This window comes from Actinoplanes sp. NPDC051513 (assembly GCF_044454685.1).
In the GTDB taxonomy this organism is placed as follows: domain Bacteria; phylum Actinomycetota; class Actinomycetes; order Mycobacteriales; family Micromonosporaceae; genus Actinoplanes.
In genome coordinates this window covers 113672-133896 of the sequence record NZ_JBITDW010000013.1, presented here as the reverse complement: position 1 = coordinate 133896, position 20225 = coordinate 113672, and the positions used below count along the sequence as shown (strand labels likewise).

Here is a 20225-nt window from a genome sequence, read left to right as displayed (position 1 = left end):
GGCTTACACCGACGGCGTTTTCGACACTGGCTCCCGATTACTGCGAGACGTACGGGCAGGACCTTGACACCCGGTGTCGAGTCCGTCCGGGACCGGTCGGAACTCGCTAATTCGCCGAGCCCGGTTCGGCCATGCGGCGGTGCATCTCGGCCTTGGCCTTGTCAGGCAGCATTTTCGCTGCCACGCCCTGCACCTTCGTCTTCGATGAGCCGGCGATGACCTTTTCCTTCTCCTTCATCAGCGCCTCGAAGCCCTGCCGGGCGACTTGGGCCGGGTCGTCCTTGTCGCTCGCGCCGACCCGGGTGTCGTCCATCTCGGCGCGATGGAAGAAGTTGGTGTCGGTCGGCCCCGGCATCAATGAGGTGACGGAGACGCCGGTGTCGTTCAACTCGGCCCGTACGGCCTCGGCGAACGACTGGACGAACGACTTCGAGGCGTTGTAGACGGCCTGGTAGGTGCCGGGCATGGTGGAGGCGATCGACGAGGTGAACAGCACGTGGCCGCCGCCGCGGGCGACCATGTCCGGCAGCACCCGCTTGGCCAGGTGAACGGTCGAGTTGACGTTCACGGCGATCACGTTCAGCTCCTCGCCGAGATCCGTGTCGCGGGTGAAGTCCCCGCCGATGCCACGGCCGGCGTTCAGCGCGATCGCGTCGACGTCGCGTCCGGTCTCCAGGATCGCCGCGTACACCCGCTCGACCCCCTCATAGGTGGCGAGGTCCGCCTGTACCGGGACCACTGCAGTTCTCCCGTCGCGCCGCAGGTCAGCGGCGGCCTGCTCGATGGCGTCGTCCTCGGCGGCGATGAGCAGGTCGTATCCGTGCTCGGCGAACTGCCGGGCCAGCTCGAAACCGATTCCGCTGGAGGCGCCCGTGACGACGGCGAACTCGTTCATCGGTGTAGTCATGCCGGCTCGCATGCCCACGTACGCGACACCTAACCGTCATTCGAACCGGTGTCCGGGAATTCGCCGGCCGTGAAACCGCGTCTTCGCGGCTGGAGCGGAAGCGCCCCGCTGATTGCGTCGTGCCACTGGCCGCGGCGGTCGGCGAACCAGGCGCCGATGACCGTGGCGAGGTAGACGGAGCCGCCGTAGGCGCCGACGATGCTGGTCGCGGTGTCCTGGTCGATGCCGAGGCCGCCGCGGGAGGCCTCGTAGTACAGGTTGATGAGCAGGATGCCCTGCATGCCGTAGAACGAGAACCGCTCCCACAGCTCGACCCCGAACAGGTTGGCGAGCGCCCGCGGCTGCCCGAGGAACGTCTTTCCGCGCTCTTTCACCGTGACCGACATGGTTGGGGGTACCCCGCCCTAGGGTGTCAGCAACTCCCGCAGGCCGGCGATCTCGGCGACCCGCCGGACGAACGGCTGCAGCCCGGCTGCCGTCACCCGGATGCCGCGGGCCCGGGCGGCCTCGCGCACCGCCAGCAGGGCCGCGACGCCGGCGGCGTCGAGCATCGGCATCCGGGTGAGGTCGAGGACGACCGGCGCACCCGGCCGCGCGCGAGCCACCGTGGCGAGCAGAGCCGTCCGCAGCCGGTCCGCGTTGTCCCGGTCGACCTCGCCGAACACGCGCACATGCAGCCGGCCGTCGGGATCGGGCCGGGCGACGACGGTCAGCGACTCGGACTCCTCTTCGGTCGCGCCGCGCCAGGGCGGGAGGGTGTCGCTCAGCATCGCCTCGCGTAGCCAGACGAGCGTACGGCTCAGCAGGCGCGACACGTGCATCTGCGAGATGCCCAGCTCCTCGGCGATCTCCGCCTGCGTGCGTTCGCCGTAGAACCGCAGCGTGAGGATCCGGAGCTCCCGGGCCGGCAGGCGGTCGAGCAGCCCGGCCAGGGTCAGCCGGTCGCTGACGAGGTCCATCTCCCGGTCCGCGGCCCCGAACAGGTTGCCCAACTCGTCGGTGCCGTCCCCGACCGGCTGGTTGAGCGAGAGCGCGCGGTGTCCGGCGCCGCAGGCGCGGGCGGCGCGAACGTCCGCGGGATCGAGGTCGCACCGCTCCGCCAGCTCGTCGTCCGTCGGCCATCGGTGCAGCTCGTTCACCAGGTCCTGCCGGGCGCGGTTCACCACCAGCGCCAGCTCCTGGAGTCGCCGCGGCACGTGCACGCTCCAGCCGTGGTCGCGGAAGTGTCGCTTCATCTCGCCAAGGATGATGCTGACCGCGTACGCGGTGAACGAGCCCCGCTCCGGCTGGTAGCGCTCGACCGCCTTGACCAGGCCGAGGCGGGCCACCTGGCGCACGTCGTCGACCGGCTCGCGGCTGAAGCGGTATCGGCGAGCCAGGCGGTCGGCCATCGGCAGCATCGCCTCGATTGTCTCGTCCCGCAGGCGGCGGGCGCGGGTACGGTCACACCCGGCGCGCTCGGCGGCGTAGCGCTCGGCGATCTCGTCCAGGTCGTCCCGGGGCGCAGCGGTGGGCGTCGTGTTCGCGGGCATGATCGGTCCTCCAATCCAGATCCGCGGACACAGGGCGGAGGGCTTCGGCCGGGACCCTTGATTACCGGAACGGGGCCCGCCAAACACCCCGGCGCCAATTTCGTTTCGCGGCGCCGAACCTGCCCAGTCGGGCCGGATGCCACTCGATCACCACGGGCCGTGCGGTCCGTTCCCGGGTGGGTCGGCGAGTCGGTGGCCGGTACCCTGAACACTCTCGGCACCCGGCCGCGGACCTGGACGGCGGACAGCATCCGCGCGACCGAGGCGGACCGGGGCGGGATCGCGGTGTTGCTCCGCCTCAGGGCCGCCGCCCGGGGACGCCCGTCTCGCGGCTGAGGGACGAACAGGGGTGAAATGGCGATGGCGAACATCGATCCGGAGGTCCTCGCGGGCAGCCTGCGCCGGCTGGAGAAGATTGGCGTCGGGGACATCGCGGGTGCGGTCGGCGAGGTGGTCCGCGCGGCCGTCGACCTGTTCCAGGTGACCGGCTGCGGCCTGATGATCGTCGACGAGCTGCAGAACCTGCGCTACGTCACCGCCAGCAACACGTCCAGCAAGATCATGGAACAGGTGCAGAGCCGGACCGGCCAGGGGCCGTGCGTGACGGCCTTCGTGCACAACCGGGTGATCCGCGCCCACGACCTGCACACCGACGAGCGCTGGCCACTCATCCGCGACCCGTTCCTCCAGCACGGCGTCGTCGCCGTGCTGGGCGTGCCGGTGCGCCTCGGCGGGGTGCCGGTGGGCAGCCTGGACACCTTCGTCGACCGGCCGCACGACTGGGACGACGCCGAGGTGGCGGCCCTCGAGCGCTACGCCGACCTGGTCGGGTCGACACTGGCCGCCGCCGTGGCCGCGCACCGGGCCGGCGAGCTCGCCGGACAGCTCCAGTACGCCCTCGACTACCGCATCGTCATCGAACGCGCGGTCGGCTACCTGATGGCCCGGCGCGGCGTGGACGCCGAGCAGGCCTTCAACGAGCTGCGAGCCGCGGCCCGCAGCCAGCGTCGCAAGGTGGCCGACGCGGCGCAGTACCTGCTGGAGACCGGCAGCCTCCCGGAGCCGCCGGGCTGACCGGGCGTCCGCGACCAGCCCGGCGACCGCGTCAGGGTGGCCCGTCCCGGTCCATGCCGCGGTCCAACGGTATCGGCACGGTGTCCGGGTGCGTGCCCGGCCCGGTGATCTCGAGCTCGCCGTCGAAGGCAAATGCCGGGGCTGCGGATCAGCCGTTCCAGGTCGGCGCGTCCCGAACAGCTCCCGGCCGTCGTGGCCCCCGGTGAGATCGCCGGCCGGGTGCGCGACCCGGCCTTCGGGCTCCGCGCCGGAACGCCGGTGGTGATCGCCGGACACATCATCCGGTCGGCGCCTATGCCGGCGGGGTGCGCGAGCCGGGCGACGTGGCGAACTGCGTCTGGAACGCCTGGCCGAGGTCGTCGACACGTACGCGCGGTCGTGGCGGAGCGCGTGAGGATCAGCGAGGGCCCGGGCACGTGGACGGTCCGCCGCCTGGACCGCCCGCTCGATGCTGCTGCGCTGCTTCGACGATCGGATCGAGCTGCGGGCGCGGGTGGAGGGCGCCGGGCTGCTCGGCGAGGTCCGGCTGCTGGGCGGCCGCGCGACGTTGCCCGATGGCGCGTGCGGCACATTCCGCTCGTCGATCGAGTACACCTCCGTCTTCACCCCGGCGCCGACCGAGCCCGGCCAGGTGGTGCGGCCCGCCTCGGCCGGCGCTGCGCTCGGCATCGTCGGCGACGCGAGCGCCGGCCGGCTGCACCGCGTGTACTCCCCGCCGCCGTTGTTTCCGGCCTTCGGCCGGGAGACCGCGCGGCACGCCACGGCATCTCCGAACGGTTCCTGGGCGCGTCCCCGTTTCCGTGGGCGGGAAACATCCATGGCTATCACGTTTGAGGGTCCGGAAGCGTGGAAAGCACGCACCATGACGACCGTGACCCCGCGCCCGGTCCAGGCCCGGAAGTGGCCGCTGCGCCGCCAGGTGCGGGGCTCGGCGCTCGCCCGGCTGCTGCGCACCACGGACGCGAAGCAGATCGGCCTGATGTACCTGACCACCTCGTTCGCGTTCTTCATGGTGGGCGGGCTGATGGCGCTGCTCATGCGCGGCGAGCTGGCCCGGCCCGGGATGCAGTTCCTGTCGCCGGAGCAGTACAACCAGCTGTTCACCATGCACGGCACGATCATGTTGCTGCTGTTCGCCACGCCGATCCTGTTCGCGTTCGCCAACTACATCATCCCGCTGCAGATCGGCGCCCCGGACGTGGCGTTCCCCCGGCTCAACGCGTTCGCGTACTGGCTGTACCTGTTCGGCGGGACGATCGCCGTGGGTGGGTTCCTGGTCCCCGGCGGGGCTGCCGACTTCGGCTGGACCGCCTACACGCCGCTCAGCGACGGGGAGCACTCGCCCGGCGTCGGCGGCAACATGTGGGTCGTCGGGCTGGCCATCTCGGGCCTGGGCACCATCCTCGGCGCGGTCAACATGGTCACCACGATCGTCACGCTGCGCGCGCCGGGCATGACCATGTTCCGGATGCCGATCTTCACCTGGAACATCCTGGTCACGATGATCCTGGTGCTGGCGATCTTCCCGTTCCTGGCGGCCGCGCTGATGGCACTGGCGGCCGACCGGATCCTCGGCGCGCACGTCTTCGACCCGCAGACCGGCGGCCCGTTGCTGTGGCAGCACCTGTTCTGGTTCTTCGGGCACCCCGAGGTGTACGTCGTGGCGCTGCCGTTCTTCGGCATCATCACCGAGGTCATCCCGGTCTTCAGCCGCAAGCCCATCTTCGGCTACAAGGGCCTGGTCGCCGCGACGCTGCTGATCGCGATGCTGTCGTTCAGCGTGTGGGCGCACCACATGTTCGCCACGGGCCAGGTGCTGCTGCCGTTCTTCAGCTTCCTCAGCTACCTGATCGCCGTCCCGACCGGCATGAAGTTCTTCAACTGGATCGGCACCATGTGGCGCGGGAAGATCACTTTGGAGTCGCCGATGATGTTCTCGATCGGCTTCCTGGTGACGTTCCTGCTCGGCGGCCTGACCGGGGTGCTGCTGGCCAGCCCGCCGATCGACTTCCACGTGCACGACAGCTACTTCGTGGTCGCGCACTTCCACTACGTCCTGTTCGGCACGATCGTGTTCGCCGTGTTCGCCGGCATCTACTTCTGGTTCCCCAAGATGACCGGACGGATGCTCGACGACCGCCTCGGCAAGGTCCACTTCTGGCTGACGTTCCTCGGCTTCCACACGACGTTCCTGGTGCAGCACTGGCTCGGCGCCGCGGGCATGGCCCGCCGCTACGCCGACTACCTGCCCACCGACGGCTTCACCACGCTCAACACGATCTCGACGATCGGCTCGTTCGTGCTCGGCGCGTCCACCCTGCCGTTCCTCTACAACGTCTGGAAGTCCTACCGGATCGGGCCGGTCGTCACCGTCGCCGACCCGTGGGGGCACGGCAACTCGCTCGAGTGGGCCACCAGCTGCCCGCCGCCGTTGCGCAACTTCGACCGCATGCCGCGCATCCGCTCCGAGCGGCCTGCCTTCGACGCCAAGTTCCCCGAGCTCGCCGCCGGCGCGCAGAGCGAGGCGGGCCCGCCCGAGGGCGGCGCCAAGCCCCTCACCAGCGAGTCCGACACCGGCGCCAGCTATCGGGAGGACCGGGCCTAAGCGAGCAGGGCCATCTCGGTCCTGGTGGGCTTCGGCTGGTAGATCGCCGGGCGGATACCCCGTTCATCCGCTGTTAACCTTCCGGTGAGCCGCTCCCGCGGCGTGCCGGTCACGCGCGAGCGAGGCCATCCAGACCAGCGGCAGGGCGATCGCGACTGCGACGCCGGCCGGTTCGCCGATGCCGTGCCACCACACGCCCAGCAGCCAGCCGGCGATTATGAGCGTCCGGCCCACCAGAACAATGGTCATGGTCCGGAGAGTTCCCCTCCGCATGGCCCCGCGGGGCCACGCGGAGGACCCCAGGGGTCAGGGCCGGTAGCGGGGGAGGGCGACCTCCAATACCACGCCGCTGGGTCGGCCGCGGCGGGCGCGGACCCGACCGCCCTGGCCGGCGGCGAGGCTGCGGACGAGCCACAGGCCGAGCCCGTCGTCGCTCTCCGGGGCGGTCGGCCGGCGCAGCGCGCGCCTCAGCCGGGGATTCGGGCTGCCCTCGTCGGCCACCGTGATCAGCAGCCGGCCCGCGCGGATCCGGGCGCTGACGCAAATGGCGCCGGAGGAATGCCGGGCCGCGTTGCCGACCAGGTTGATCAGGATCTGCTGGGTGTGCCGGCGGTGCACCGGCCAGCGGGCCGCGGCCGGGGTAGCGGCCACCGACAGCCGGTCGGCCGGCACGGTCGCCGCCACGGCGGTCAGCACGTGCCGCAGCGGCACATCGCCGGCCGACCCGCCCGCGCGGCCGGCCGCAGCCGCCGAGGCCTCCTCGAGCACCCCGAGGGCGTGAGCGGCGTAGTCGGTGGCGAGCCGCGCCATCTCCGCCCGGCGCTCCGGGCAGGGCTGCGTTTCCATGGCCCGTACGAGCGAGGACAGGGTGGCGATCGGCGGGCGCAGCTCGTGGCAGACGCTGCGGAGCAGGAGCAGCGCCGGCGCGGGCTCGTGCGCCCGCCGGATCAGTCGCATGACCGGGCTCCCGCGGGGCATGCGAGCGTGATGCGTACGAATATCCGGATCGCTGTCATTGATGATCATCCCTTGTTCGTCCGCGGTCTGGAGCTGTTGCTGCCGGAGATCAGCGGCGGCCGGATCACCGTGGTGGCGAGCACCGGCGACGCCGCCTCGGCGGCCGGCCTGGTCCGCCGGTCTGTTCCGGACATGGCCCTGGTGGACCTGCACATGCCGCCGCCGGGTGGCCTGCGGGCGGTGGCCGCGGCCCGGCAGGCGGACCGGCGGGTTCGGGTGCTGGCCATGTCGGGCGACCCCGACCCGGCCGGGGCGCTGGACGCCCTGCGCGCGGGCGCCACCGGTTTCCTGCCCAAGAGCAGTGAGCCGGCCGACCTGCTCCAGCCGCTGCTGGCCGCCGTGGACGGGTGGGTCGTGCTGCCGGACGCGGTGCTCGCCGCCCTCGCCACTCTGGCCGACGGAGCGGGCCCGCGGCCCGTGGTGCGCCTGGACGATGGGGAGCGCAACCTGCTGCGGCTGATCGCTGGAGGCGGCTCCACGATGGAGATCGCCTCCCGGCTGCACGTCTCGGAACGCACGGTGAAACGGCAGACGGCCGTGCTGCTGCGCCGGCTGCGTGTCTCCAGCCGGACGGAGGCGGCGGCGCTGGCCGGGCGGGCGGGTCTGCTCTGAGACAGCACGGCAGCCCGCGTGCCCCGCGCGCGCCGGGTCAAACAGCCGACGTCGCCCGGCGCGCACTGGGTCAAGTGGCGCGTCGCGCGGGGGTCAAACGGATCGCGCGACCAGGAGTGCGTTGAGCGCGATGATCAGCACGGCGACCGCGGCCGCGACGCCGGTGGTGGCCGGGTGGTTGCGGTGCTCGCCCATGATCTGCCGCCGAGCGGTCAGCCAGACGAGCGGCGCGAGCGCGAAGGGCACCCCGAAGGAGAGCAGGACCTGCGACCAGACCAGGGCCGCCGTGGGGTCGGCACCCGCGACCAGCACCGCCATCGCGGGCGCCATGGTGAGCAGGCGGCGCAGCGTGAGCGGGATGGACCGGCCGATGAAGCCCTGCATGACCACCTGCCCGGCGAACGTGCCGACGCTGGACGAGGCGAACCCGGAGGCGAGCAGCGCGACGGCGAAGGCCAGCGCGGCCGGGTGATCGAGGACGGCGGCCATGCCGGCGTGGATGCCGGCGAGGCTCTCCGTGTCCGCCGTGTCCGTGCCGAAGAACAGCCGGGCCGCGATCGTCAGCATCACCAAGTTGATCAGGCCCGCGACGCCGAGCGCGAGCAGGGTGTCGGCGCGCTGCCAGCGCACCGCCCTCCGTCGTACGGCCGGATCCGCGGCGGCCGGGGCGCGCGAGGTGGCCAGCGCCGAATGCAAGTAGATCACGTGCGGCATGACCGTCGCGCCGAGGATGCCGGTGGCGAGCACCACGCCGTCCGGGCCGCCGAACGACGGCGCCAGCCCGCCCGCCACCGCGGCGGCGTCCGTCCCGGCGCGCAGGGTGTCGTACACGAAGCCGAGCAGGATCACGCCGAGCAGGCCGGCGATCGCCGCTTCGAACCGGCGCACGCCGCGCTGGTGCAGCCGCAGCAGGGCGAACGCCACCACGCAGGTGATCAGTCCGCCCGCCGGCAGCGGCACGCCGACGAGCAGGTTCAGGGCGAGCGCGCCGCCGATGATCTCGGCGAGGTCGGTGGCCATCGCCACCAGTTCGGCCTGCGCCCACAGCAGCCGGGACACCGGTCGGGGCAGGTTGTCCCGGCACAGCTCGGCCAGGTCGCGGCCGGTGACCAGGCCCAGTTTCGCCGAGAGCGACTGGATCAGCATCGCCATCACGTTGGCCGCGACGACAACCCAGACCAGCGTGTAGCCGAGCGTCGCGCCGCCGGTGAAGTTGGTGGCGAAGTTCCCCGGGTCCACGTAGGCGATGGCGGCGACGAAGGCCGGCCCGAACCACGGTGCCACGCGTGCCACGTGACGGCGAAGGGGAATGGCGACATCCAGGACGACCATGCCGGACGGATGCCCGCGGGCTTGGCCCTGCGAGGCCATGACGGGTCCCGTGCGGGTCATCCCCGCCGGGTAGCCGGTCGGTGCCGTAAACAACGAGACGGGAGAGAGACTCGATGTTCAAGCACACCGACTATCTGCAGTTCCAGGCCAAGCCGGAGAAGCCGGACGCGTTCTTCGCGGCGAAGCTGCAGGAGCTCATCGGCGGCCAGTTCGGCGAGATGACCGTGATGATGCAGTACCTGTGGCAGGGCTGGTCGTGCCGGGTGCCGGGCAAATACAAGGACATGATCATGGACATCGCGACCGAGGAGATCGGTCACGTCGAGATGCTCACAACCATGCTGGCCCGGCTGCTCGAGGGCGGCCCCGCCGAGGCCACCGAGAAGGCCGCGGCGGCGAACCCGCTGCTCGCGGCGGTGCTGGGCGGCCAGAACCCGCAGCACTCCATCGTCACCGGTGGCGGTCCGATGCCGACCAACAGCCAGGGCGTGCCGTGGAACGCGGGGTACATCGTGGCCAGCGGCAATCTGCTCGCGGACTTCCGGTCGAACGTGGCCGCCGAGGCGCAGAGCCGGTTGCAGACCAGCCGCATCTACAACATGACCGACGACCACGGCGTCAAGGACATGCTCCAGTTCAACCTGGCCCGGGACACCTACCACCAGCAGCAGTGGCTGCTGGGCATCGAGTCGCTGATCGAGGACGGCTTCACCGACAGCCCGATCGAGAACTCGAACGGCGACGTGGAGAAGGACTTCGCCCGGCGCACGTTCTACGGCTTCGACCCGGAGAGCACGGCGGGCGAAGGCCGGTGGGCCACGGGCACGTCGCTGCTGGGCGAGAAGATCGAGTACGTGCCGGACGCGCAGCCGCTGACCGACGACAAGCCGCTGGGCCCGGCGCCGGACCCCAACCTCTTCGTGACCTACAACGGCGCGATGGGCAAGGGCAAGCCCGGCACCGGGGCCGGCGCGCACGGCCAGGGCGTCGCCAACGTGGTCAACAAGATCAAGGATGTCCTCGACTGACCGGCGTGGGGCCCGGCGTCAGGCCGGGCCCCACGGGGATCAGTTCGGCAGGAACACCGCTCGCATGCAGTTGTCCGCCTTCTCCTTGAAGATGCGGTAACCCTCCGGCGCCCGCTCCAGCGGCATCACGTGCGTCGCCAGGTGCTCGGTCTCGAGCTCGCCGCGGGCCATCCGCTCCAGCAACATCGGGATGTAGCGCTGGCCGTGCATCTGCGCCCCACGCACGGTGAGGCCCTTGTTCATCAACGCACCCAGCGGAAACTTGTCCACGAAGCCCGCATAGACGCCGAGCACGAAGACCGAGCCGCCCTTGCGGCAGGCGTGGATCGCGTCGCGGACCGCGGCCGGGCGGTCGGTCTGCAGCCGCAGCTGCTGCTTGAGCTGGTCGTACGCGAACTGCGGCCCCGGCGTGTGCGCCTCCATGCCGACCGCCTCGATGCAGACGTCCGGGCCGCGCCCGCCGCTGCGCTCCCGCAACTCGCCGGCCACATCGTCGCGCTCGTAGTTCAGCGTCTCCGCGCCGGCGTGCTTCTGCGCCTGGTCCAGGCGGTAGTCGTACCGGTCGATCACGATGACCCGGTCGGCGCCGAGCAGCACCGCGGCGCGCGCCGCCATCTGCCCGACCGCGCCCGCGCCCCAGACCGCGACCACGTCGCCCGGCCGCACCCCGCCGAGATCCGCGCCCATCCACCCGGTGGAGGCGGAGTCGGAGGCGAACAGGGCTCGCTCTTCGGGGACCTCGTCCGGGATGGTGAACGCGCCCACGTCGGCGAACGGCACCCGGATGTACTCGGCGTGGCTGCCCGCGTTGCCGCCCATGGCGTGCGAGTAGCCGAAACAGCCACCCGGGGACTGGCCCCACAGCGTCTCGGTGATCGCCGGGTTGGTGTTGCCGTTGTCGCACAGCGAGTACAGCTGCTCGGCGCAGAACCGGCACTTGCCGCACGCGATGAACGAGGAGACGACGACCCGGTCGCCGACCCGGTGCCGTTGGACGTCCGGCCCCACCTCGACGACCTCGCCGACGAACTCGTGCCCGAGCACGTCGCCCTTCTGCATGAACGGGATATAGCCGCCGATCAGGTGCAGGTCGGAACCGCAGGTGACGGTCCGGGTGACCCGGACGACGACGTCGCCGCCGTTGCGGATCTCCGGGTCCGGCACGTCGCCGACGGCGAGCTTGTTGATGCCCTCCCAGCGCAATGCCCTCACAGCAGCCCCCTCTCCCGGCCGTGCCCGGTGACCGCGCGCAGGCCCTTGTTCAGCATCGTCGGTGTCGTCGTGGCCACGGCGGGCCGCAGCACGTCGCCGGCCTCCAGCAGCGAACGCCCGGTCCGCAGGGCACGCCGGATGTCGCCGTCGGAGACGGCGTCGCTGCGGCGGCGTACGTGGATCTCGGTGCCCCGGTCGCCGGGAGCCGCGCGCAGCTCGAGGTCGATCGCGTCGGCGAGATCGGTCAACTCGGCCGGCAGGTGGGCCGTCACGTAGTCGACCGGCCGCGCCACCGTCACGGCGTGACCGGGGTGTGCCGCCGGCCGGGAACGGTGGGTGAGGGCCCGGGACGCGGCAAGGCCGGCGACACCGCCGGCGGCGAGTATCAGCAATGTGGAACGTCTCATTCCCAGGGCATACCGGGGTCGGCGATCGATAAACCCGTCGTCCGGACGGATCGGCGAGATGCCGGCGGGTGGGCTTCCGTCGTGCGGGGATAGGTTCTCCGTCATCGCGGTCTCCCGGATCAGGTCCTCGGGCGCTTCGGCGCTCCGGTCCGTGCACGGCCGCCCGTTCCTCCGCCATGCCGGGCCGACTGCCCCGGTGATCGCCCGGTAAACCTCTCGGCGCGGGCGCTGGGCTCGGTGCGCCAGGTCGGTCGCGACCTCGCGCAACTCCGCGAGGTCGCCGCCGACCGAGTCGCCGGGGTGCACCGCCGACCGGGACCACCCCGCACGTGATCGGCCGTTTGGTTGCGCACCGCGCGGGCATGCTGCGGGCTTGCTGAGCGAGAGGGGAACCGGGTGTCACCGTCGCTCACGGATCAGCTGCTCCCGGCATCCGGCGCCGCCCGGCACGCCCGGGACTTGGTCACCGAGGCCTGCGCCATGTGGGACCTGCCCGACCTGGTCGGCCCGGCCAGCCTGGTCGCCGACGAGCTGGTCACCAACGGCGTCGAGCACGCCGGCACCCTGATGACGCTGCGGATCAGCCACCGGGCGCACCAACTGCACCTCGCGGTGGGCGACGGCTCCCCGGAGCCGCCGCGGCTCCGGCCGCCCCCGGCGCCGACCGCGCCCCGAGGCCGGGGCCTGATGCTGGTCGACGCGATCGCCAGCCATTGGGGGTGGCTGCCCTCGATCGAGGGCAAGGTGGTCTGGGCGACGCTCTCGGTGGGTGGTCGGTGATCCGTGGAGACATTGGCGCGGCTGGCCGCGCCCGGCAGACCGCGGAACTCGCCCTGACCGGGCTGCACCTGCCGGTGCACAAGGGTGGTTCCCTTGTCGGCCATGGCTCCTCCACGAGTCGCGGCGAACGGCAGGTGGCGAACGGCAGCTGGCATCCCGCGAGGGCGACGACCTACTCCTCTTATGGTTTCGCTGCCGGCCGGTGGGCAATCCGACGGACTAGTGAGGACTGGAGTGAACCGTGCGGCTATCACCCGATCCGCGCGGGCACATCCAGGCCACCGGGGTCGACGCAGCCGGGTTCGGCCGGTCCGGCGCTGGGCATCACGGTGGTATGAGACTGCCTTCTGAGGTTGCGGGCTTCGACTCCGCGTCGGCGATGGTCGTCGCCCTCGCCCGGTTTCTGCAGGGCAGGGACACGCCGCCGCTGGGCAAGCCGGCGTTCCGGGCGCTGCGGCCGGTCGCCGCGCCGCCGCGCGACTGCCCGCGCCACTCCAGGAGCATCTCTACAGCCTCTTCAGCGGCGCCGAGGGCCGCACGGAGTCCGACATCGGCCGGCTGGACCTGGACGCGATCGCTGCGGGCATCGTGGCGGCCTACCCGAAGCGCCGCTACCCAGCAGTCGTGATCGGCTCCTCCGGTGGCGCGCTGGTACACCTGTGCGCGGCGCTCGGCGTGCCCTGGTTGCCACAGACACTGCTGCTACCCGTACGGCAGCGGGGGATGTCGCCCGACGAGCCGCAACGGGCGGCACACGCCTTCGCCGGCACCGCCCGGGCCCTGCTCGACCGCAACCCCGACCTCGTCCTGCACCACATGCACGATCCCAACCAGGACCGGCTGACCCTGCGCCGCATGGCGTACTTCCGGGTGAAACGGCGCACCCTCGGACCGTCGTACGAGAGATTCCTGACCGACCACCTCGCGCCCGGCGGCGAGATCGTCGTGGCCGAGTGCCGCCAGCGCTGGCCGGTCACCCACCTGGGCGACCGGCACCTGTTCCAGTTCGGCGCGATCGGCGGCATGCCGCCCGATGAGTACCGCACCGGCAGCGACCGGGTCGCCGACTACCTGCGCCGATACCGGACGGGCCGGACCGGGTGGAGTGCGCCGCCGCCCGACGGCGAAGCCCCCGAGGCGGAGTGGGGCTTCGAACCGGCGCTGCGGGACGACATCAGCCGGTTCGCCGAGCGGCACGGCTTCCGCGTACGCCGAATCGTCTTCGACGGCCCGGAGGACATCAGCCCGCTCGTCGCCGACTTGCACCGGTGGTGGTTCCAGCGGCTCGGCCGGCCCACGGACAGGCTGTTCGTCGACTCCTTCATGCTGCTCGACCCGTGGTGGACGCTGCGCGCTTCGGCCGTGCCCTACTGGACGGTGTTCCCGGTGGAGCCGGCCCTGTCGGCGCTGCACCGGTACCTGGACACCGCCGAGCCGTACGACCACATCCGGCTCGCCCTGTTCTGCCATGGCGTGGAGTCGGTCGGCATGGCCGGCGCCGGGCAGTGGCGGGCGCTGCTCGACCGGGCCCGGGTCGACGGGAGCTTCGCGGGCGTGTCGCCGGGGCGGTACCCGCGCGACTTCCGCACCTTCTTCGACTTCCCGGCCGCGCTTCGCCGGTTCACGCCGCGCCACCCGGTCCCCGCACCGATGCTGCTCGCAGACCTTGACACCTTCCTTGGCGAGCACGACGGTCGATACCCGGGCGTACGGGCGGAGCCGGTCAACCGGTGACGCGGGAGGCGGGCGGGGTCACGGCAGCGTCCGTTACACCGTCGGTGATCCTGTTCGGCCCGATGTCGCCGGTCCGCTGGGGACCGCCGGACCGCCCGTACCATCGCCCGATCTGGCACGGCACCCGCAGCGAGCCCGGCGACCAGCCCGGCCCCGACGTGCATCCCGCCGTGCTCGCCATCCGCGAGCAGGAAGTCCTCGCCGCTGCGGACGAGGTCGGCGCCGCCGGGCGGCCCGGTCCGAGTGACTCGGGCTCCGACGGGGTATAGCCGTGCTCGAACGATGGAAGGAGACGCCCCATGAGCAGCAGAGACGAGGACGTCACGGCCACCACCGCCGGCGCCGGTACCGATCAGCACGTCACCGGAACCGGGGAGAGCGGCAGCTTCATCACCGACGAACCGCCGACATCGACCACCCCTGCCAACGGCAGCAGCAACGCCGGCATCAACGCACTGCGCGCCAACCGCGAGGCCCCGGGCCGCGGCCCCGAGGCGATGGCGACCGACGACCACACCGAACCAGCCTGACCGGCCCGGCGAAGGCGTTTCGCCCGGTATGAGGGCCGGGGAATTCGGGTATGCGCGCGTGCATGAGCATCGACGCGAGCGGTGTCGTCACGAGCTACCACGACGGGCTGCTGGGCCGGATCCGCAGCCGTAGCCTCGGCGCCGTGCGGGCGGGCGTGCCGGAAGTCGTGCTGGTGCACGGGATGACCGCCTGCGACTACCTGCTGCCCAGCCTCACTGCGATGGCCACCTGGACCCGGGTCCACCTGATCGACCTGCCCGGCTGTGGCGGCAGCGGCGACCCCCCACACGAGCTGACCGTGGAGGAGTTCGCCGATGCGGTCACCGACTGGCTCGAACACCGGCGGTTGCACCGGGCGATCCTCGCCGGCCATTCCAGCGGCACCCAGGTCGCCGCCGCCACGGCGCTGAAACGGCCCGACGACGACCTCGCCGGGGTGGTGCTGGCCTCGCCGGTGTTCGATCCCGCCTATCCCGGACTCGCCCGGGTGCTGCACCGGTGGCTGCTCGACCTGACCCGCGAGCCGGCCGGCCTGGAACGGGTCAATCGTCGCGAACGCAAGCGGGCCGGCCTGCGGCGGCTCGTGCACGTCCTTCGTGTCCACCGGCGCTACCGCCTGTCCGACGCGGTCACCGCGCTGCGCGTGCCCGTCCTCGTCATCCGCGCCCACGACGACGCCCTCAGCACACCCGGATGGGCCGGGCGCCTGGCGGCGCTCGCCACCGAGGGCGGCCGCGTCGAGGTCCCCGGACCGCACACCTTCTGCTGGCGGGACCCGGACGCCTGGTCGAATCCGGTCCGGGCCTTCGCGGAGGCGCAGCGCGGGTAGGACGTTCTCTCAGCTTCGCGTTTAACGTGTGAGCTGGGTTCAGTCGCTCCGCCGCCTCGCGCACCTGACGCAGACTCACGGTCAACGCCGCAGCGGACTTGCCCGCGAGCGTTTCCACAGACCCGCGGTGCGGGCCGCCGAAGACCGCGGGAGTCACCAAAGTACAGATTCGGCGCTGCGAAGACCCTGAGCGCGTGACCGTCTCTCCGGACTCGAGGTGGAGGTCGACCACGGCGGCCAAATGCGTCCCTGGCCCACACATGCCATGGACGGGCGGTCGAAGGTGCCCCTGGCCGCGACGATCCGGCACACTACGGCGAAAGCCGTGTGACGCGAGCCGGCGAACACCCAACCGAGCGTGCGCCGGTGGTGGTGGTTGGATTGGCCGACGAGTTGGCCGGTCTCGGCCCGGGACGGGTTGTCGACGGTCCAGCGATGGTGGGCATGGGCGCCCGCAGCGGCGGCGCGAATTGCACTGCCGTGAGGTCACTTTCGGACGAGGGAACAAGGTGGGCCGGGATGGCGGACACGGCGACCGTGGATGGGCTGGGTGTGGGTGACCACGCCTGTCTGACCTTCTCCGATGCTGAGGAGCGGCTTGATCTGGTGGCTGCGTTCGTGCGGGACGGGTTGCGCCGCAGGGAGAAGGTGCTGTGCTGGACCGACGCGGTCGCTCCGGACCGGCTCGTTGCGGAACTGGCCGGCCGGTCGGTGCGCCCGGGCGCGGCGCTGCGCAGGGGGCAGTTGAGCGTTTCGGCGGCCGGGGAGGCGCTGACCGGCCTGGGCCTTGGCGGCGCTGGGATGATCGACGTGCTGGCCGCGGAGGTGGACCGGGCTGCCAGGCAGGGCTATCCGGGGCTGCGGGTGACCGCGGACATGTGCTGGGCGACCCGGCCGCTGGCCGACGCCGAGGGGCTGGTCGCTTTCGAAACCGAGGTGGCTGATCTGTTCGCCGGCGGCCGGCTGTGCCTGATCTGCCAGTACGACCGGGATCGTTTCGATGCGGTCACCCTGGCGTTCGCCGCGAAGGCGCACCCCAAGGCGGTGGCGGCGCAGGTCTACTACGAACATCCGCTGCTGCGTATCTGCCGGCAGTACAGCCCACCCGGCGTCAAGATCGCCGGAGAATTGGACTACCGCCATCTGGACGTACTGGAACAGGCCCTGGCCGAATCAATGCGCCTGGACCGCCGCATGCACGTCAACCTCACCGGGCTGAGCTACATCGACGGCACGTGCGCCGGGGCGATCGTGCAGACAGCGCTGAAGCTGCCCGCGTCGCGGCGGATGACCGTGACCTGTCAACGGCTCGTGGCGACCGTTCTCGATCTTGTCGGGTCGGGTAACACCCCGCAGCTTCGGGTACAGCGAGTCTCATGACCAGTCCTGACCCACCCGTCAACGCCCGCGGGCGGGCGACCGGGCCGGAGGTCGTCGTCGTGGATCAGCCCTTCACCGCGGGTGATCTCTATTCGTTACGCGCGGCCGTGGTCGCCCACGCCAGCAGCCTCGGCGCGCCGCCGGTGCAGGCCGAACGCCTGCTCATCGTCGCCAGCGAACTGGCCACCAACGCGATCCGCCACGGCGGCGGCAGCGGGCGGCTGCGGCTGTGGCGTCACCACACCCGGCTGCACCTTGAAGTCAGCGACCACGGCCCCGGGCTCGCCGACCCCACGGTCGGCTCCAAACCCCCCGGCCCGATGGCCGCCGGTGGACGCGGCATGTGGATCTGCCGGCAACTCGCCGACGACCTGCACGTCATCAACGGACCCGCCGGAACCACCATCACCGCCACGCTCGACCTCGGCAGCCCGCACCCGCACCCCGACGACCGCGACGCCGCCACATAACAACCAGCAAATGCCGAAGGCGATGGCGGTCGCAGGACCAGGCCCGCCGTCCACGAGGTGATCGACGGCTATCTCACCGCAGCCTCGGTAGCGGCGCGCCAGCCGCCGGGCGAGCGGCAGCGCCACGGTGAAGAAGTCGTCACGCAGCCGCGCTCGCGTCGGATCATCGGCGTCCGCGTAGGCCTGCGTGTACTCGCCCGCGACCTGGTCAAGATCCTCGAGCGGCTCGAACCCATCGGTGACCGGCATGCGCCACCCCCTCGGCGAACTCCTGCTTACAAAGAACGACGAGATCCCCTTTGCCCGGGGGGCCCAGGGGTGCGAAACAACCCCGGCACGTTCCGGCCGCATTGAGCGGCGCATGCGCAGCCACCGCGGTGTTGTTGCGGACCGGCGCCGACCTGGCGGAACAGCTGACTCAGCTGACTAACGACGAGGCGAATCGGCCGAGGAGATACCCACCGGCGCCGGTCCCGCCGACGCCGTGGAACAGGCCTGGCCCGGCGCGCCCGCCGATACCGACCTGCACCCCACGGCGGCGCCGACTGCCGCGGGCCGCCGTAGGACACAACGCGACGGCCCATCTCTCAATATGCGAAGGAGTTCATCCTGGCGAACCTGGTACGAGAGGTGCCGGCTCGTCGGGCGTCACGTTCCTGCCGTCGAGTTCCATCATGGTTTGACGGCGCGGGTCGCGAAGTAGCCGGGCAGCCAGGCCGCGGTGGCGTCCGAGTGGTGGGGTGCCTGTTCGAACCCGGTGATGACGAAGCCGGCGGCGAGCTGGCCGCCGAGTTGCTCGGCCATGCTGTGGCTGTACTCCAGCGGCGCGTCCGCGCCGAAGAGCCGCTCGCGTTCCTCGGCCGGTACGTGTGTGACGTCGCTGTACGGCAGTTTGTGCCGGACCACCAGCTCGCCGCGCTGGTCCAGCGCCTCGTGGTCGAACAGGTAGACGTCCGGGTTGAGGAAGCCGCACAGCAGTGCCCCGCCCGGGCGCAGCACTCGGAAGGACTCCCGCCAGACCGGGGCGAGGTCGGGGATGAACAGGTTCGAGACCGGGTTGAAGACGAGGTCGAACGAGGAGTCGGCGAACGCGGACAGGTCGCGCATGTCGCCGAGCATCGTCCGTAGCGGCAGGTTGTCCCGGTGGGCGACCAGCTCGTCCTGCTCGAGCTGGCGCGGTGAGTTGTCCAGCACGGTGACCCGGGCCCCGGCCGCGGCGAGCGTCGGCCCCTGCTGGCCGCCGCCGGAGGCCAGGCACAGCACGTCCGCGCCGGCCAGGTCGGCGGGGAACCAGGAGCGGTCCACGGGTTGGTAGCCGATGAGCACGACCGACCAGTCACCGGCCCGCGCGCTGGCGACCGTTTCCGCGGAGATCGGCCGCGACCACTCGTTGCCCAGGTCGACCTGCCGGTCCCAGGCCACGCGGTTGTGCGCCACTGGATCAACACCCATCCGCCCACGCTATCGGTTGCCCGGCACGGGCGATCATGTCGGACACGGCACGCCAGGCCGGATCATCGAGGGCCGGAACGGCGCCACGGTCGAGTAGCAGGAGAAGGGCCTGACCAAGTGTAAAACACAAACATCTTGACTTTAGAGGGAATGCGAGCCTAGCTTTCTAACGTACGGAAATCATGTTTTTAGAATTTGGGGGCACGCGTTTGTCCGAGTCGGAAGGTAAGCCCATGACCGCCCTGGAACGCCTCTACACCGAGTACGGCCAGAGCCCGTGGCTCGACAACCTCACCCGCGGCTACCTGCGCGACGGCACCCTGGAACGGATGGTCGCCGACGGGATCCGCGGGGTGACGGCCAACCCGACCATCTTCGCCAGGGCCATCCTGGGATCGGCCGACTACGACGAGCAGTTCGCCGCCCTGATCGCGGCCGGGGTGCCGCTCGAGGACGCGTACTGGCAGCTGGTCGTCGACGACACCACCGGCGCGCTGGCCGTGCTGCGGCCGGTGTTCGACGCCAGCGGCGGGACCGACGGGTTCGTCTCCGTGGAGGTGGCCGCCGAGCTGGCCCACGACACCGCGGCCACGCTGGTGGCCGCCCGCGCGCTGCACGAACGGATCGCGGCGCCCAACCTGTTCGTGAAGATCCCGGCCACCGCCGAGGGCGTCCCCGCGATCCAGGCGATGATCGCCGAGGGCCGCAGCATCAACATCACGCTGATCTTCTCCCTGACCCGCTACGAGCAGATCGTCGAGGCGTACCTGTCCGGCCTCGAAGCCTTCGCCGAGCGCGGCGGCGACCCGTCGCGCGTGCACAGCGTCGCCTCGTTCTTCGTCAGCCGGGTCGACACCGAGGTCGACCGGCGGCTCGCGGAGCCGGAGCTGCTCGGCCGGGCGGCGATCGCCCAGGCCAAGCTCGCCTACCGGCTGTTCCGGGAACGCTTCGCCGGCGAGCGGTGGCAGCGCCTGGCCGCGCTCGGGGCACACCCGCAACGGCCGCTGTGGGCCTCCACCTCCACCAAGAACCCGGCCTACCCCGACACCCGCTACGTCGACGAGCTGATCGGCCCGGACACGGTCAACACCCTGCCCGAAGCCACCATCGCCGCGTTCAACGACCACGGCACGCCGACCCGCACCATCGACACCGCCGTGGACGAGGCCGCCGAGCTGATGCGCCGGCTCGCCAAGGCCGGCGTCGACATGGACGACGTCGGACAGACCCTGGAGGACCAGGGTGTCGCCGGCTTCCACGCCTCGCACCAGCAGGTGCGCGCCGCGCTGGCGGCCAAGGCCGACCACCTCGACCGCCGCTGAG

At 71.4% G+C, this 20225-nt stretch carries 21 protein-coding genes; 12 read left to right on the top strand and 9 right to left on the bottom strand.

The genetic code is table 11. The features are described from left to right. Positions 1–106: 106 nt before the first annotated feature. From ACIA5D_RS33275 to ACIA5D_RS33265, 3 genes are read right to left on the bottom strand one after another with little or no spacing between them, the layout of a single operon-like run. On the bottom strand, positions 107–907 hold the full coding sequence (locus ACIA5D_RS33275) for an SDR family NAD(P)-dependent oxidoreductase (RefSeq protein ID WP_396034334.1): 801 nt from the start codon (positions 905–907) through the stop codon (positions 107–109). Between the two features lie 29 nt (positions 908–936). Further along, positions 937–1281: a hypothetical protein gene (locus ACIA5D_RS33270; protein WP_396034333.1), complete on the bottom strand. Its 345-nt coding sequence runs from the start codon at positions 1279–1281 to the stop codon at positions 937–939. A gap of 30 nt (positions 1282–1311) precedes the next feature. Next, positions 1312–2439, bottom strand: coding sequence for a sigma-70 family RNA polymerase sigma factor (locus ACIA5D_RS33265; protein ID WP_396034331.1), 1128 nt, complete (start codon positions 2437–2439; stop codon positions 1312–1314). Positions 2440–2799: 360 nt separating this feature from the next. On the opposite strand from ACIA5D_RS33265, the gene ACIA5D_RS33260 reads away from it, so the two are divergent. Further along, positions 2800–3513 (top strand): GAF and ANTAR domain-containing protein, encoded by a 714-nt coding sequence (locus ACIA5D_RS33260; RefSeq protein ID WP_396034330.1) that lies wholly within the window; start codon positions 2800–2802, stop codon positions 3511–3513. Between the two features lie 862 nt (positions 3514–4375). Further along, positions 4376–6118 carry a cytochrome c oxidase subunit I gene (gene ctaD / locus ACIA5D_RS33255; protein ID WP_396034412.1) on the top strand — a complete coding sequence of 581 codons (1743 nt, stop codon included), beginning with the start codon at positions 4376–4378 and terminating at the stop codon, positions 6116–6118. A 63-nt stretch (positions 6119–6181) separates the two neighbouring features. Here the strand turns inward: ctaD and ACIA5D_RS33250 are convergent, their stop codons facing one another. Both ACIA5D_RS33250 and ACIA5D_RS33245 read right to left on the bottom strand, forming a co-directional pair. Beyond that, on the bottom strand, positions 6182–6367 hold the full coding sequence (locus tag ACIA5D_RS33250) for a hypothetical protein (RefSeq protein WP_396034329.1): 186 nt from the start codon (positions 6365–6367) through the stop codon (positions 6182–6184). 57 nt (positions 6368–6424) lie between these two features. After that, a complete protein-coding gene (locus ACIA5D_RS33245) occupies positions 6425–7075 on the bottom strand; it encodes a sensor histidine kinase (protein ID WP_396034328.1) in 651 nt (216 codons plus the stop codon). A gap of 72 nt (positions 7076–7147) precedes the next feature. On the opposite strand from ACIA5D_RS33245, the gene ACIA5D_RS33240 reads away from it, so the two are divergent. Beyond that, positions 7148–7747, top strand: coding sequence for a response regulator (locus ACIA5D_RS33240; protein WP_396034326.1), 600 nt, complete (start codon positions 7148–7150; stop codon positions 7745–7747). Between the two features lie 93 nt (positions 7748–7840). Here ACIA5D_RS33240 and ACIA5D_RS33235 read toward each other — a convergent pair whose 3' ends face one another. Then, positions 7841–9139: an Nramp family divalent metal transporter gene (locus ACIA5D_RS33235; RefSeq protein WP_396034325.1), complete on the bottom strand. Its 1299-nt coding sequence runs from the start codon at positions 9137–9139 to the stop codon at positions 7841–7843. 53 nt (positions 9140–9192) lie between these two features. On the opposite strand from ACIA5D_RS33235, the gene ACIA5D_RS33230 reads away from it, so the two are divergent. After that, positions 9193–10107 carry a manganese catalase family protein gene (locus tag ACIA5D_RS33230; RefSeq protein WP_396034324.1) on the top strand — a complete coding sequence of 305 codons (915 nt, stop codon included), beginning with the start codon at positions 9193–9195 and terminating at the stop codon, positions 10105–10107. A gap of 39 nt (positions 10108–10146) precedes the next feature. Here the strand turns inward: ACIA5D_RS33230 and ACIA5D_RS33225 are convergent, their stop codons facing one another. After that, positions 10147–11319: a zinc-dependent alcohol dehydrogenase gene (locus ACIA5D_RS33225; protein ID WP_396034323.1), complete on the bottom strand. Its 1173-nt coding sequence runs from the start codon at positions 11317–11319 to the stop codon at positions 10147–10149. Further along, complete coding sequence (locus tag ACIA5D_RS33220; protein ID WP_396034321.1) at positions 11316–11726, bottom strand: hypothetical protein; 411 nt, start codon at positions 11724–11726, stop codon at positions 11316–11318. The genes ACIA5D_RS33225 and ACIA5D_RS33220 overlap by 4 nt, the downstream gene beginning before the upstream one ends. 396 nt (positions 11727–12122) lie before the next feature. Between ACIA5D_RS33220 and ACIA5D_RS33215 the strand changes: the two genes are divergently transcribed. The 7 genes from ACIA5D_RS33215 to ACIA5D_RS33185 all read left to right on the top strand — a co-directional run bounded on the left by ACIA5D_RS33215 (position 12123) and on the right by ACIA5D_RS33185 (position 17450). After that, positions 12123–12506: an ATP-binding protein gene (locus ACIA5D_RS33215; RefSeq protein WP_396034320.1), complete on the top strand. Its 384-nt coding sequence runs from the start codon at positions 12123–12125 to the stop codon at positions 12504–12506. Between the two features lie 624 nt (positions 12507–13130). Then, on the top strand, positions 13131–14240 hold the full coding sequence (locus ACIA5D_RS33210) for a hypothetical protein (protein ID WP_396034319.1): 1110 nt from the start codon (positions 13131–13133) through the stop codon (positions 14238–14240). Next, entirely contained in the window at positions 14237–14509 is a 273-nt protein-coding gene (locus tag ACIA5D_RS33205; RefSeq protein WP_396034318.1) for a hypothetical protein, read from the top strand. Before ACIA5D_RS33210 ends, ACIA5D_RS33205 begins: the two co-directional genes overlap by 4 nt. 30 nt (positions 14510–14539) lie before the next feature. Further along, positions 14540–14770: a hypothetical protein gene (locus ACIA5D_RS33200; protein WP_396034317.1), complete on the top strand. Its 231-nt coding sequence runs from the start codon at positions 14540–14542 to the stop codon at positions 14768–14770. Positions 14771–14832: 62 nt separating this feature from the next. Beyond that, positions 14833–15600 carry an alpha/beta fold hydrolase gene (locus ACIA5D_RS33195; RefSeq protein ID WP_396034316.1) on the top strand — a complete coding sequence of 256 codons (768 nt, stop codon included), beginning with the start codon at positions 14833–14835 and terminating at the stop codon, positions 15598–15600. Between the two features lie 519 nt (positions 15601–16119). After that, positions 16120–16980: an MEDS domain-containing protein gene (locus ACIA5D_RS33190; RefSeq protein ID WP_396034315.1), complete on the top strand. Its 861-nt coding sequence runs from the start codon at positions 16120–16122 to the stop codon at positions 16978–16980. After that, entirely contained in the window at positions 16977–17450 is a 474-nt protein-coding gene (locus ACIA5D_RS33185) for an ATP-binding protein (protein WP_396034314.1), read from the top strand. The genes ACIA5D_RS33190 and ACIA5D_RS33185 overlap by 4 nt, the downstream gene beginning before the upstream one ends. Before the next feature lie 672 nt (positions 17451–18122). Here ACIA5D_RS33185 and ACIA5D_RS33180 read toward each other — a convergent pair. After that, positions 18123–18902, bottom strand: a complete 780-nt coding sequence (locus tag ACIA5D_RS33180) for a class I SAM-dependent methyltransferase (protein WP_396034313.1) — start codon at positions 18900–18902, stop codon at positions 18123–18125. A 233-nt stretch (positions 18903–19135) separates the two neighbouring features. On the opposite strand from ACIA5D_RS33180, the gene tal reads away from it, so the two are divergent. After that, a complete protein-coding gene (tal, locus tag ACIA5D_RS33175; protein ID WP_396034312.1) occupies positions 19136–20224 on the top strand; it encodes a transaldolase in 1089 nt (362 codons plus the stop codon). Position 20225: the final 1 nt, after the last annotated feature.